This window comes from Rhodococcus sp. MT28 (genome assembly GCF_058792695.1).
In genome coordinates this window covers 91,479-104,901 of sequence record NZ_JBXAFD010000002.1, presented here as the reverse complement: position 1 = coordinate 104,901, position 13,423 = coordinate 91,479, and the positions used below count along the sequence as shown (strand labels likewise).

Annotated in this window: 11 protein-coding genes; 2 read left to right on the top strand and 9 right to left on the bottom strand. The window is 61.1% G+C overall.

Features of this window, described 5'->3' with window-relative positions; all coding sequences use genetic code 11:
* Positions 1-1,201 precede the first annotated feature (1,201 nt).
* From AC1Q6C_RS08815 to AC1Q6C_RS08780, 8 genes are all read right to left on the bottom strand, one after another.
* Positions 1,202-1,729 carry an AAA family ATPase gene (locus AC1Q6C_RS08815; RefSeq protein ID WP_042922064.1) on the bottom strand — a complete coding sequence of 176 codons (528 nt, stop codon included), beginning with the start codon at positions 1,727-1,729 and terminating at the stop codon, positions 1,202-1,204.
* Positions 1,730-2,094: 365 nt separating this feature from the next.
* Positions 2,095-2,289, bottom strand: coding sequence for a hypothetical protein (locus AC1Q6C_RS08810; RefSeq protein WP_193594744.1), 195 nt, complete (start codon positions 2,287-2,289; stop codon positions 2,095-2,097).
* A gap of 191 nt (positions 2,290-2,480) precedes the next feature.
* Complete coding sequence (locus AC1Q6C_RS08805; RefSeq protein ID WP_241199075.1) at positions 2,481-2,909, bottom strand: limonene-1,2-epoxide hydrolase family protein; 429 nt, start codon at positions 2,907-2,909, stop codon at positions 2,481-2,483.
* 8 nt (positions 2,910-2,917) lie between these two features.
* Positions 2,918-4,054, bottom strand: a complete 1,137-nt coding sequence (locus AC1Q6C_RS08800; protein ID WP_125052408.1) for a PDR/VanB family oxidoreductase — start codon at positions 4,052-4,054, stop codon at positions 2,918-2,920.
* Complete coding sequence (locus AC1Q6C_RS08795) at positions 4,051-4,956, bottom strand: metal-dependent hydrolase (protein WP_228401502.1); 906 nt, start codon at positions 4,954-4,956, stop codon at positions 4,051-4,053. Before AC1Q6C_RS08795 ends, AC1Q6C_RS08800 begins: the two co-directional genes overlap by 4 nt.
* 78 nt (positions 4,957-5,034) lie before the next feature.
* On the bottom strand, positions 5,035-5,688 hold the full coding sequence (locus tag AC1Q6C_RS08790) for a TetR/AcrR family transcriptional regulator (protein WP_161120474.1): 654 nt from the start codon (positions 5,686-5,688) through the stop codon (positions 5,035-5,037).
* Between the two features lie 40 nt (positions 5,689-5,728).
* The gene (locus tag AC1Q6C_RS08785) at positions 5,729-6,919 is read right to left on the bottom strand and encodes a CaiB/BaiF CoA transferase family protein (protein WP_064445147.1); all 1,191 of its coding nucleotides are present in this window, start codon (positions 6,917-6,919) and stop codon (positions 5,729-5,731) included.
* 2 nt (positions 6,920-6,921) lie between these two features.
* Positions 6,922-8,871: a flavin-containing monooxygenase gene (locus AC1Q6C_RS08780; protein WP_064445148.1), complete on the bottom strand. Its 1,950-nt coding sequence runs from the start codon at positions 8,869-8,871 to the stop codon at positions 6,922-6,924.
* A 192-nt stretch (positions 8,872-9,063) separates the two neighbouring features.
* Here AC1Q6C_RS08780 and AC1Q6C_RS08775 point away from each other — a divergent pair, with 192 nt between their 5' ends.
* Both AC1Q6C_RS08775 and AC1Q6C_RS08770 read left to right on the top strand, forming a co-directional pair.
* The gene (locus AC1Q6C_RS08775) at positions 9,064-10,671 is read left to right on the top strand and encodes a class I adenylate-forming enzyme family protein (RefSeq protein ID WP_039973508.1); all 1,608 of its coding nucleotides are present in this window, start codon (positions 9,064-9,066) and stop codon (positions 10,669-10,671) included.
* Entirely contained in the window at positions 10,658-11,338 is a 681-nt protein-coding gene (locus AC1Q6C_RS08770) for a TetR/AcrR family transcriptional regulator (RefSeq protein ID WP_007735574.1), read from the top strand. The genes AC1Q6C_RS08775 and AC1Q6C_RS08770 overlap by 14 nt, the downstream gene beginning before the upstream one ends.
* Before the next feature lie 79 nt (positions 11,339-11,417).
* On the opposite strand, the gene AC1Q6C_RS08765 is transcribed toward AC1Q6C_RS08770, so the two are convergent.
* The gene (locus AC1Q6C_RS08765; protein WP_024487884.1) at positions 11,418-12,587 is read right to left on the bottom strand and encodes an iron-containing alcohol dehydrogenase; all 1,170 of its coding nucleotides are present in this window, start codon (positions 12,585-12,587) and stop codon (positions 11,418-11,420) included.
* Positions 12,588-13,423 lie beyond the last annotated feature (836 nt).

The following is a 13,423-nucleotide window of genomic DNA, read 5'->3' as shown; positions in this document are numbered from 1 at the left end:
CTTGTTGGACAAACCGACACCCTAAGTGAGGGGGTGGTTTTCGGGTGGCTGTTTCAGGATTGAAAAGCGGTGATGCCGCGTCCCCGTGTGGTTGGCGTCGGAGCGGTGTGAGCCCGGATTGCCGTGGACTGAATATTGTTGCAGTCGTTAGCTGTTCGCCGTTTGATGCGATCTTGTTGTGTGCGGTTTTGTTGGTTGCCGACCATATCATGTTGCCGTTGTTGCAAAGCGCCAGTAGGTGTTTGTTGGCATCAACGACGGCTGAGGTTGGAAACGACATGGACGATCTCCGCTGGCAAATTATGTAAGGGGTGGTGGGTGCCCCTTGGAGCGCTCGGAATGCTCGTGGGAAGTCGCGGCCACACCTGTTGCCACAGAACCATGGCGATAGGTCACCTGTCGGGTCGGTGCCTGGTGCTGGAAAGGTTCGAACCTAGTCAACAGTTTCCGTCGGCAGTCACTCCCGGTCGTCGACACACTGGTGAATCCTGACGCCCCGTGCCTCGTTCGTAGCTCCGTTGCTAACGGTTTCATCCCGTCGAGTCCAGGGAGAGGGGCAGTGTTGACCGACTGCTGGTGGATTGTTCTCAGCTGTCGAAAAGGCCATCTTTGCCCGGAATTTCAGCGCCAACTGTCGCGTAGTTTTTCGAAAGTCGCAGGTTGATCTGACAAATAGATCGGAATCTACAGCCGCCATCGCCTGAAGGTTGGACAAGAATCGGTCATGGTGGGATTCGGGGCGAGCACCAGCGATTATGTCGATGTTGGGCGGCTGCCGAGCGGTTACGGTGTTTGTCGAATCAGTCTCGGAGCCCGACGAACATCCGGCCACGACAAGTGCGACCGTAGCGAGAATCGCAACAGAAAGGATGGGTACGCGGCGACTGTCACGCTGGACTCCGTTTCCTCGGTTTCGCGAAACTTACCAGGACAACCGGCTCTCGGAATTCACTCTGAGCCACGAGATGCCTGTTTTCGATACCTTCCGCCAGAGAGTGAGCCCGGGAACGCGCGTTGGTGAGCAGCGCACTGCGGGGCGGCAAACTGAAGGGGCGTCAGCACCAGCTCACCCGAGAAGACGTACATCCCTTGCGATTTTAGAGACCGGCCAGCCATAAACCGAAGTTTCATCAGGTCGATCATCACGAGTAACACTCAGTGCCAGCATCTTTCGAACGCACCCAGCTCGACGATTCCGGTGTCACTGCAAAGCCGAGAGAACCGTGTCGACCCGCCCACGGAGTGGGCCGTCAAGCTCGACAACTACCAGGGAGTCACACACCTGCATCGGATCGGCGTACACCAAATCCAGCAACGCGTCGTTCACCGCGCGCTGCAGCTCCGGCATCCCCACCGCAGGCAACTTCTGCACTGTTTCGACGGTAATCGGCACCACAACCAGCACGTCGAGAGTACGTAGCGCGGACCTCACAATCGCCGCCTCGACTTCTGCCTCCGGATCGACACCACACGCCGACAAGTACGCCAGGAAGTCGAGCGGCGTGCGATCGAATACAACACCAGAAGAAGGTGTAGTCAGCAATCGCAGTGAACGACGAAGCTGCGCACGGTAATCATCAGCCGAGGGTGGAAACTCGAACTCGCGCCCCTCCTCTTCGAGCACGAAATACGGTTCATCGACCCGAATGTGCCCCGCGAGGCGGCCACACAACTCGTCGACCAGCGTGCTCTTGCCGGTCCCGTGCGGGCCGGATACTCCAATACGCATTAGTGGGACCCTCTCGAAGAAAGTTACGGAACTACCCGTCAGTTGAGCACCCGTCGACCGCCGGCTCGACACCGACCCCTGGATGCCCCGACCCGTCGACAATTCTCGTTGCACCTCGGTCGAGTCGTACTGAGGGTATCGAGGTGAGATCGGATCACCGTGGTGATCTGCTCGGAGTCGGTGGGCATCTTCGACGACTGCCTGCCCTCGGTAGTGGGATCTGCTGAACTTATCGTGCATCCCGAGAGCAGCAGTGCTGCAAGGGCTCCGCCGAAGAGGATCGATTCCACCGATCGCCGGCGGTAGTGGTTTATGGGTGGATTCACCGAAACTCCATTATTCGTGAACATGTTGCGCCCGGAAGGTCATCCAGCCGTCGGCCAGAAGACAAACGCGGCGGACAGCAGAGCAAGGCTGAGGACCGCGGTGGCATTGGCGGCGCGAACAAAGACGTACTGCTCCGCATCCTCGGCGCCGAGACACAGCGGGGTCAGCTGCAAGGCCAGCGACAACATCCCGGTACCGAGCGCGCCGAGGGCGAACAATTGTCGAGAATCCATCAGCGGTATCCAATCCCGTTGCAGTCCAAAGGAACAACGAGCTGGTCACATGCGCGAACGTAGACTCGGCGAGAGTTCTCCGCACCAGCGGCCGAACTCCTGAACCGAGGATGCAGTCGAGAAGCTGCAGGGGGAGATTTCAGCATCTGGTGAGGACTCCCCGGCAAAATGCGACACAAAACGTCGCTACTTCAGGTGGTTGGGCCGAATCGCAATCCGCGGAGCAGTCGGCGGTAGGAGAAGCGGTCGTCCCAAATGCGAAGCAGGCCGTTTGCGAATGTGTAGTGGCCGTCTACGTCGAGGTGCATGGCAAACCATCCGATGCGGATGATCTCTCTTCGCCGGGAGGACACGGTGTTGTGGTCGGTGGTCATCGTGAGCACTTCCACGACCTCGTACCTGGTGATCAGGCGAGAGACGATCGTGAGCGCCCGTTCGACGCGTTCGCTTCCACGCACGCTGGGCAGGCCGGTGTTGCGCCATTCGATGTCGGGATCGACGAGTGCGCGCACGGCATCGGCGTCCATTTCCTCCAGTGCGATCAGCAGGTCCACCATTCGCGATGTCAGTTGATCGTCGTTCAACAGGTACTCCGGTCGTCTGGAATTGTGTTTTCTCATCGGTGGATTCATGTGGTGACCGTCAGGCAGGGACTGTTGCTCCGCGAAACGCACAGGAGCATCTTGCCGGCGGCGCGCTCGGCTGGGCTCAACGAATTGTCACGATGATCGACGTCGCCGTCGCTGACGTGGACCATGCAGGTGCCGCAGAAGCCCTGACGACATGAATAGGGGGCTTTCGGGTTCACACGCAGGACCGCGTCCAGTGCGGTCTGGTCGGCGGCGACATCGATGACCTGACCGGTGCGAGCCAGTTGGATGCGGAAGGGTCGTCCATCGACGACCGGTGCGGCGGAGAAGCGTTCGGCGTGCACTTCCACACCGGGCTCGTTGCGCACACTAGCTGTGATCAGGTCCATCATCGGGACCGGACCGCAACAGTAGATCGCGTCGCCGCTGCGGACATTCGGCGGGAGAAGATCGTTCGCTGCGGGTAGGCCGTATTCGTCGTCGGTGCGGATGGTGACCCGATCACCAAACGGCGACAATTCCTCGAGGAACGGTAGTGTGCGGCGCTCGCGACCGACGTACATCAGCGACCAATCCAGGCCCATGCGCTCCGCCTCGCGGACCATCGGCAGTATCGGTGTGATGCCGATGCCACCCGCCACGAAGTGAACGCGCTTCGCGCGCTCGATTCGCCCGGGTTCGACGAACCCGAACGCGTTGCGTGGACCGCGAACGCCGACGACGGTACCGACTGGCAACTCGTCGTGCACCTCGTTCGATCCGCCGCCACCATCAGGAATCCGGCGTACCGCGATCCGGTAGCAGCGTCGATCGGCGGGATCGCCGCACAGCGAGTACTGACGTATCCGTCCCGAGGGCAGGTACAGGTCGAGGTGTGCCCCGGGATACCACCGTTCGAGGTCGCTGCCGTCAGGTGCTCGCAGTTCGAGACTGACCACGTCGTTGTCGGTGGCCACCGTCGTGCGCTCCGACACCGTGAGCGTTGTCTTGTACTCGTCGATCCGGTTTTCCGGTGGCTCGTCGCGATGAATCAAGACCGCCAACTTGACCTGCGTGGAGACCAGGACATCCAGAATGCGCAGAATCGAGTCGCGGCGCTTGCCGCGACGTAGGTCGACCGGGATCTCGCGGGGGGCCGGCCACCGCTGTGTGAGTTCGGGCGCGTTGGGTGTCATGTGTTGACCCGCTTGGCCGCTGGCGATTGCGCGATGTAGGCGAGGGCCTGGGCGGTGGACCCCACACTGTCGGGGTGAAATCCCGGCACGAACGTCGACACACCGCTCCAGAACCATTTCGATACACCAGGCACCAGTCCGCGGCGTCCGGTGCGGACGAATTCCAGTAGCAATCGTGGATAACCGATGTTCGGCGTGTTGGGGTCGTTGCGGCTCAGATACATCGCAGCACGGAGCAACCACCCCAAAAAGATTGGCCACGTGATGATCATGGAGATACAGCGGCGAAAGTAGCCGACTCCGAAGTACGTGGCGACCTCGTGTGCCACGGCACGATGCTCGACCTCTTCGGCCCCATGCCACCGATAGAGGTCAAGCATCTGCGGATCCGCGCCGAATTTCTCCAAGTCCGCGTTCAACGCCCAGTCGCCCACGAACGCGAACATATGCTCCGAAGACGCGCAAATCCCGAGACGCTCGATCAGGCGCTGCCGGACGGCCTGCGGATCGGAGTCGTCACCGATGCCCAAAGTTCTACGGAAGAAATACTGCATCTGGCGGTTGAACGGGGCCGGGTCGATCCCGTGCCGTGTGAACACCTGATTCATGACCTCGTCATGCGCCTCTGCGTGCAGCAGTTCTTGACCCATGAAACCGAGCATGTCCTCGCGAAGCTTCTCGTCGTGCACGTCCGGGAGGGCCTGCTCGAAGGCCTGGATCATCATCCGTTCGCCCTCCGGGATGACGAGGTTCATCGAGCTGAGGAGGTATGAGGCGATCGGCTCGTTCGGCAACCACACCAAAGGCGCTTTCTCCCAGTCGAAATCGACTCGCCGCGGACGGATCGCTACCCGGCCGGGCGGTGCGATCGGACTCTGTGTCAGTCCACTCGTAATTCGCATGACCACTCCTCATTCATAAGTACGCAGCAGTACTTTTGAATGAGCATGGCGATCTACCCTTGGCTTGTCAACACCGGACTACGAAGGGTTGGACGAGAGATCCAGTACCCGTTCAAGGAAGGACATGATCGGCGCATGAAGATTCATGTACGAATTCGACCCGTCAACCACCTGGCGGTAGAACAACTCGTTGCAACCGCCGATCGCCGCGAGAAACACTTCACGCCCCGGGGCTTCTGAAGACTTGGACGAGTAGCCGACGAGCAATGCATCGGCGAGCAGTTCCACGTACTCGTTGCGCTTCGCCACCCCGGCCGGGCCGGCCACAGGTAGGTCCACCACCCAAGCTCGCACGAACTCCGGTTCGGACGAACACGTCTCGAGATACTTCTCGATGACAGCCGAAAGCTGTTCGTGTAGAGATAAATTGGCGGTCGAGCTTTGTGTCGAGGTGATGTTGGCGACGATCACCTCGATGCCGGCGTCGATCGCCGCGATCAAGCACGCTTCTTTGCTCTCGAACTGCTTGTAGAAAGCTTGGCGAGACACCCTGGCACGCCCGACGACATCGGCGATCGTGGTCGAGGCGATCCCCTTCTCCGCCGTCGACGAGATCACCGCACGCAGAATGCGATCGCGTTGCGCGTCTTGGACCTCGTCCACAGCCAGTCGGCCGCGGCCACGCGGCAACCCGGGGAGGTCACGATCGAACGATCCAGCCAGCCTGCGCATACCGAAATCGTAGCCCGCCTGGCGCCATCGGTTCTCTCGCTCACCACGTCTGTGGACCAACAGCCATGCGAGTGGACCGATGTCGAGTGGAATTGCCCCCGTGGTGCTCTGAGGCAATCTCCCATCGCGACACGGTTGCGTCCAGTTCGTCGTTTCTCCGTGGTGGGGCTGCTCCCTGTGACGAGTCCAGCCGTGGTGCGGCGGAGGGCATCGAAAAGCCTCCTGCATCGACGAAGGCCGTCCGCTGTATTGCATGGTCGTGGAGTGTTGCCTCGTGGAGTGTGAGCACGGGTGTGACACAAGCGTTCAGGCCGTCGAAGACCTCGACCCAGGCGTCGCGATCGTGTGTGGCGAAGGTTCTGCCGAAGCGTTCGGACAAGTCGTCCCAGTTCGATTGGTCCCAGCGATTCGGCAACGAGGCGGGATCCAATCCGAGTCCGAACACGAAGCGGTCGTAGTACACGTCTTCGAGGGCCCCTACCGCCATGTACCTGTGGTCTGCGCACTCGTACGCGCGGTAGAACGGGGCAGATCCGTCGAGGAGGTTGGTTCCACGACGGGCTGACCAGCGGCCGGCATGCTGCCACGATCGGACGAGCGCAGTCAACGAACTGGCGCCGTCGACCATCGCTGTATCCACCACCTGGCCTCGGCCAGTGCGTTCTCTTTCGTGCAGCGCGGCAAGTACTCCTACGAGCAGGAACATCGATCCGCCGCCGAAGTTCCCGACGTAGTTCAGCGGCGGTGACGGCGGCCCGGAAGCCGGTCCGAGCTGTTCGAGCGCGCCCGAAAGCGCAAGGTAGTTCAGGTCGTGCCCGGCTTCTCGGGCCATCGGTCCCTTCTGGCCCCAGCCACTCATTCGGCCGTAGATCAGCCCCGGATTGTCCTGCAGGCAGATCTCGGAGCCCAGGCCGAGCTTCTCCATCGTGCCGGGCCGAGAGCCCTCCATCAGGACGTCCGCTCGGCCGATCAGCCTGCGCACCTTGGCGAGATCTTCGGTCTTGGTCAGATCTGCAGTGAGTTCGGTCCGCCCTCGGAGCATCCCCGCATTCGCATCGTCGATTCCGTCATCTGCTCCCATCGAGATGGGGCGCACGATGCGCACGACATCGGCGCCAAGATCTGCCAACATCAGACCGGCGTGCAGTAGCGGCCCTATGGCCTCCATTTCAATGACCCGGATACCCGACAGCGGCCCGCCGTGCACTCCGCCGGTGGCTTCTTCCTGCATGATCACCCTCGCGCGGTCGGAGTCGGGACCGACTCGGAGCGTGCCGGCTCGGTACGAAAATCTGCCGGGTCGACTCGGTAGGTCATGGCCCAGTAGTCGTTGATCCGCCACGGAAGGACCGACACGACGCGACCGTCCGGGTTTCGGTACCAGTTCTCCATTGCCGGATGGGTCCAGACCATCTGTGCGTGCTGTCGGTCGACGGCCTCGTTGTATCGATCGTTGACCTCGGCCCGGCACTCCATCGCGCCGAGGTTTTCCGATTGCATCAACTTCAAGGCATCCATGATGTAGCGGACCTGACATTCCAGGATCGTGATGAAGCTCCCCCCATGTCCCAGGCCGGTGTTCGGTCCGGTCATGACGAAGAAATTGGGGAAGTCAGGAACTGTGATTCCCAGGTAGGCGCGCGCGTCGTGCTCGCCCCAGATTTCTCCGGTGGACCGGCCGGATCGACCGACGATGTCCATCGGGTAAAGAACGCGCACACTGTGGAAACCCGTCGCCATGACAATGACGTCCAGCTGGTGCTCGACGCCGTTCGTGTCGACGAGTCCAGAAGGTGTCAGGGCGTCGACTCCGTGGGGCACCAGTGTGACGTCGGGCTTACGAAGCATCGTGAACCAGCCATTGTCCAGCAGCATTCGCTTACCAAAGGGTGGATAGTCCGGAAGAGATGCCTCGATCAGATCTGTTCGATCACCCAGCTGATCGCGGAGATAGCGTTCGTAGAACTTGCGATGACCATGGTTGGTCGCATTGATCGAGGCGCTCGGCTCTGGCCAGTCGGGGTCGACCTGGAGGGACGAGTACACCTTGTCGTTGAAGATCCACGACAGACGCGCCCGGTACCACTCGCGATAGCCGGGGATGTTGTCCATCAGCCAGTGGACGCCGTCGTCGATGGTCGTGAAGTAGTCGTCGTTCGGTGCGATCCACTGTGGTGAGCGCTGGAAGATCGTCAGCGATCCGACACGATCCGCGATGGCCGGGCCGATCTGCATAGCACTGGCTCCGGTACCGACGATGCCCACTCGCTTTCCGCGGAGCGACTCGGGATCGTCGAGCTCGTTCGGCCACTCGGCGGAGTGGAAGAGGCGACCACGGAAGGTCTCGATTCCCGGTAGATGCGGGATCTTGGGACGATTGAGCAGACCGACCGCGCTGATCAGGATGGGAGCCTCGAGGGTCTCCGGCGCCTCACCTGGTCGCTGGACGGACACACGCCAACTCTGTTTCGACTCCTCGAACTCGGCGCGCGTCACCTCATGGCGGAAGCGGACATTGCGCCGGATGTCGTTGGCCTCCGCAAAGTCCTCGAGATATCCCTGAACCTCGTCGCGCTTGCCGAAGTGGGTCGACCAGTTACGAGGGAACGACGAGATCGAGTAAAGGTGGCTCGGTGTATCAACTCCGGCGCCCGGATAGCGGTTCTCCCACCATGATCCGCCGACGTCGTCGTTCTTCTCCAGGATCACGTGAGGGATTCCAGCGCGGGTGAGCTCGACGGAGGCCAGCATCCCCGCGATGCCGGCTCCGATCACGATGGCGTGGAGTCGCTCGTCGCACTCGGCGGTGGCAGGCTTGATCTGCGGACCATTGACTATCTCCGCCATCATCGGCGCGAAGTCCGGCGGCACGGTCTCGCTGCAGGTGAAGTTGAGGATTCGCTCGACTTCCGAGCTGTCCAGCGTCCGCCGGGACGGCTCGTCCAGCGTCCACCAGCGTTCCACTGCGTCGATCAACGCGCTCCGGATTTCGGACTGAACTTCCTCCGGAAGTCCTCCCGTGGAGTTGTCATCCATGCCCCGACTGCGCGTGGGTTGATAGCGGGGTGCCACCCACCGCTCATCGGCGGTCAGCTCCAGCAACACGGCGAGCATGGTCGGAACGTTGCCCCGTAACACCGCCGAACGCAGGTGGTCACGGTCCAGGTCAGTGACGATAGTCATGTCATGCAGGCTAACAGCAGTTAGCGACACAACCAAGTGTGATTTCGATATTCCCATTGTTGCTTGGAAACTCTGCTTGACCCGCGTGGATGCCGATGACAGTATGAGCCACATCATACTAACCGCGGTAAGCATTCAGGAAGTTGAGGAACCATGGATCTGTCGACAAGTGTCGAATCGGATGCCACTGATATGCGACGGAGTTCAGGTCCGCTTGTCCGATCCCTCACAGCGACCCAGTCGTCACCGCTAGGGCGAGCGACGTTGGGCGACCAGCTTCGCCGCCACTCGCAGAGTCGACACTCGAAGCCGGCGATCGTGTCGTATGCCCCAGGTGGTCGACGCACCGTGACCACCTACGGTGCGCTCAATCAGGATGCCAACCGGGCATCCCACATGTTCCTCGGACTCGGTGTTTCCCGCGGTGACCGGGTCGCCGTGATGGCCCGCAATCGCGTGGAGTCGGTAGTCGCCTACTACGGTGCTCTCAAAATAGGGGCGGTGTACTCCGGCATCAATGTCCTTTTCGGGCCGAACGAAGTGGCTCAACAGATCGGGCACCTCGAGCCCGCGGTTGTGGTCGTGGCCGCGGAATTCCTGCCGGTACTGGAAGAAGCGCTGGCGGGACTCGGTACCCGCCCCGAAATCGTTGTTCTCGACAGCACGGACGAGTTCGGCGGCCACTGCTTCGATCAACTCCTCGAGTCCTCGTCGCCGACAGAGCCGGATTGCGATGTCGACGAGCACGATCTCGCAATGATCGTGTACACCAGTGGAACCGAGGCGGCTCCGAAGGGCGTCATGCTGCCGCATCGCAACTACCTGGTCTCCACTGCACCTGCGTACACATGGGGACTGCGATGCCTGGACGATGACGTCTGGCTCTACGTCATGCCATTCCACACTATTGCCGGAATCGGCTCCCTGACCTCGCTCCTGCTGTTGGGAGCGACGCTCGTGCTCCCAGCCAGCCTCGCGCCTGCCGACGCTTTGCACATGATCAAAGCGGAGCAGATCACCGTCCTGGCTCAAACCCCGACGTTCTTCATCTCGCTCGCAGATCATCCTGACTTCGGTCCTGAGACTGTCGGGACCATCCAGCGCTGCCTGACCTATGGAGGTCAGGTCTCGCCGCGAACGGTGGACGCATGGCACCACGCGGCGCCCGCATCGGTGTGGGGCACCTACTGGGGTCAGTCCGAGTTGACGCAGTTGGGCTCCGTCGGCTGGTTCAAGCGACTCGAGGACATTCCCGATCAGGATCCGACCTGGATCGGCAAGCCTGTAGGCCATCTCGAGGTCAAGGTGGTCGATGCCGACGGAAATGAAGCAGAGCGAGGTGAACTCCTCTGTCGCACGCCGTCGGTGATGCTGGGTTACTACAAGGATCCCGAGAAGACCGCCGCTGTCCTCGACGGTGGTTGGGTCCACACCGGCGACATCGTACGTCGCGATTCGGAGGGCAACATGTTCTTCCTCGATCGCAGCAAGGACATGATCAAGACGGGCGGCTACAACGTGTCCTCGCAGGAGGTCGAGCGCGTACTACAAGCCCACCCCGAGGTGTCGCGCGCCGCCGTCGTGGGACTTCCGGACGAATACTGGTCCGAGGCGGTCACAGGCTTCGTCATCGTCATAGACGGCAGCGACCTCACCGGCCAGGAGTTGCGAGACCACTGCAAGACCGTGCTCGCAGGCTATAAGGTTCCAAAGGCGATCAAGATTGTGGATGAGCTGCCCACGGACCCTCAGGGGAAGCTGCTCAAGAGAGAACTACGCCGCCTGTATGCAAAGGACTGAAACGCTGAACATCGATCCTGCCAGCAGCGCGACACCCGGATCCGGTCGACCACGGCTTGAAGGGCTTCCAAGCAGACGTGACGACATACTGGCCGCGGCGGCCGAATACTTCGCTGATCAGGGCTACCACTCGGCAGGCATGCGTGGCATCGCAGATTCGGTGGGAATCAAGGGCGCGAGCCTCTACAACCACTTCACCTCGAAAGAGGAGATCCTCTACGCGATCGCGCTCAAGATGACCCGGGACCCGGTCGAGGAGCATCTACTTGTCCTCGACGAGACTGGAACTCCGGTCGAGCGACTCACCTCGCTGATCGATGTTCATCTGCGGTATTTGGCGATGAACAGGGTCGAGCATCTGGTAAGCCTACGAGAGATCTCGGCGCTTACCGACGAACACCGTATGAGGGTGCTCGAGTACCGCAAGTACTACCAGAGGCGTGTGCGCGATGTGATTGCTGCCGGGGTCCGCGCCGGAGAGTTCGAGATCGCCGACCCACAGCGTGCGGCTGTTGCGGTGCTCGACCTCATGAATGGCGTGAGCTGGTGGCTTCGAGACGACCACGATATCGAGGCGCTGGTGGCAACCTACGTGGATTACATCGTCGTCGGAATTCTCCGTCACCGTCCCGGAACGCAGAGTGGTAACGGCGGTACGCCCAGCTGACGGTTACGCCCGTTCAGCCCGAAAACAAGTGATCCCCCTCCACCCGACGTGGAGGGGGATCACTTGTTTTCGAGCTCGATCAGAGTGCCCGCCGCAACAAAGGAACCAAAGCATCCGGATTCGCGATGGGGTTCGGATTGGTCCCGCACCAGATGTCCTTGAACGTGTACGTAGCCAGACTGGGGAGGTCGTTTTCGGTCAGCCCGACTTCTCCCAGCGATCTCGGCATGCCGAGCCGCCGGATGAGCGAGTCCGCCAACTCGTGTGCGGGCGTTTGCGGCGCACCCAAGGACGCACTGATCAGCGCCTGGCGATGCTCGTTGACTTCGCGGTTGTACTCGAGCGCGAAGGGCGCCATGACGCAGGAGGTGTACCCGTGTGGGACGTTGAACGAACCGCCGAGTGCATGCCCGACGGCATGGCTGACGCCCATGTCGAGGCCTGCGACGATCGCGACCATTGACGACCACGCACCGACCTGGCACATCAGCCGCGCATCCACGTCGTCGGTGTTCTCCTTCACTCGGACGAGTCCTTCGGAGAGCAGTCGTATGGCATTCATCGCCATCCCGTCGTAGTACCCGTTCGATTCGAGTGAGCCCAGGGTCTCGAAGGCGTGGTCCAGTGCGCGAACCCCGGTCGACAGCCACAGCCACTCCGGAGTGTGCAGCGTGAGTGCAGGATCGAGGATGACAGCCTTCGGGGTCATCGCCGGATGCAAGTAACCCTCTTTGACGTTGCTCGTCTCATCCGTCGACCCGGCCAACGCGTTGAACTCACCTCCCGCCAGGGTCGTGGGCGCCACCACTACCGGGATCTTCGGGGCGGAGAAGGTGGGGGCGGTCACCGATGTGTCGGGATTGACCTGCAGGTGGTAGGCGTCCATTTGCGATGCCTCGCGAACTCCGTGCTCCAGAGTGATTGCAAGGATCTTCGCCAGGTCCGTCGCCGATCCGCCGCCCACGCACAACAGCATGTCCGGATCGGCGTCGGCAGCAACTCGGGTGGCAGCAATGACGTCTTCGCGCGGTACATGAGGTCGAACCGCATCGAACAGTCCCACGAATCGATCACCCAATGCCTCGATCACCCGAGCGATCTCGTCGGTCTGCGAGTTGAGCGTCCCGCTACATACGACGAAGACTCGGTTCGCCCCGAGCAACTCTGCTTCCTGGGCCGCGGCCTCCGCGACCGGAGCGCCAATGCGGACTCTCTCCATGGACGGCAGAGAGACAAGTGATGACTGCACGGCAATACCATCTTTCTTTCTTGATCCTCAATCCACCACGACGTCGTCAAGAGCGCTCAGCTCTCGCTCGGTCTGTTCAGGAGTGGGATAGAGCGTGGATCCGGCGCTGGGAAATGTCTCGCACCCCGTCGCAGGCTAACAGTGGTTACCCTATAGGAGATTTGTGGCGCACGCCACAATCATTTGTCTTTTGGCCAGCGGAACCAGAGGGCGAGGTTAGTCCGTGGGCGTCAATACTGACTTGATCTGCAGTTTTTCAGAAATCTTCATGGCTCTCGGCGGCGCGCCGTTGCATCTCCAGTGGAGGGCGAGAATCGGTTACGGTGGATTCGATCCGCAAATTATCGAACTACCTAACCATTGGTTGTCTGTTTCTGGAACCAATTGTGTGATGGCGCGAGGGTTGAGTACTGGGATGATGTAGCCATCACTGACACTCTGGTGACGGACGCCGAATCCAGTGCGGCACCCTTCCCGACACTCAGGTGCATGGTGTCGACGGCGCGGCATGCATCGACTTCGCCGTGGAGAAACGCCTCGAACTCGCCTTGGTCGGAACAGTGGCACCGAGGTGAACAATTATCGCGAGGTATGCCGCGGGTTGATCCAGCTGGTTCGTGGTGGCAGCAGATTGACCGTTGCTTGGTCGACGTGCCGCGCGCCAAACAGGCGAACTATCTTCTGGTGCTGCTGAGTTCGCTCGCGGTGTGGTTGATTGTGCTGCGAGGCAGATCTCGGTTTGCGGCATTTCACCAGACGCCTCGCCGTCGGGTCACGAAACATGACTACCGTGCCGACACGGTGTTCAGGTGGGCACAGAACCTGCACCAGAGAAC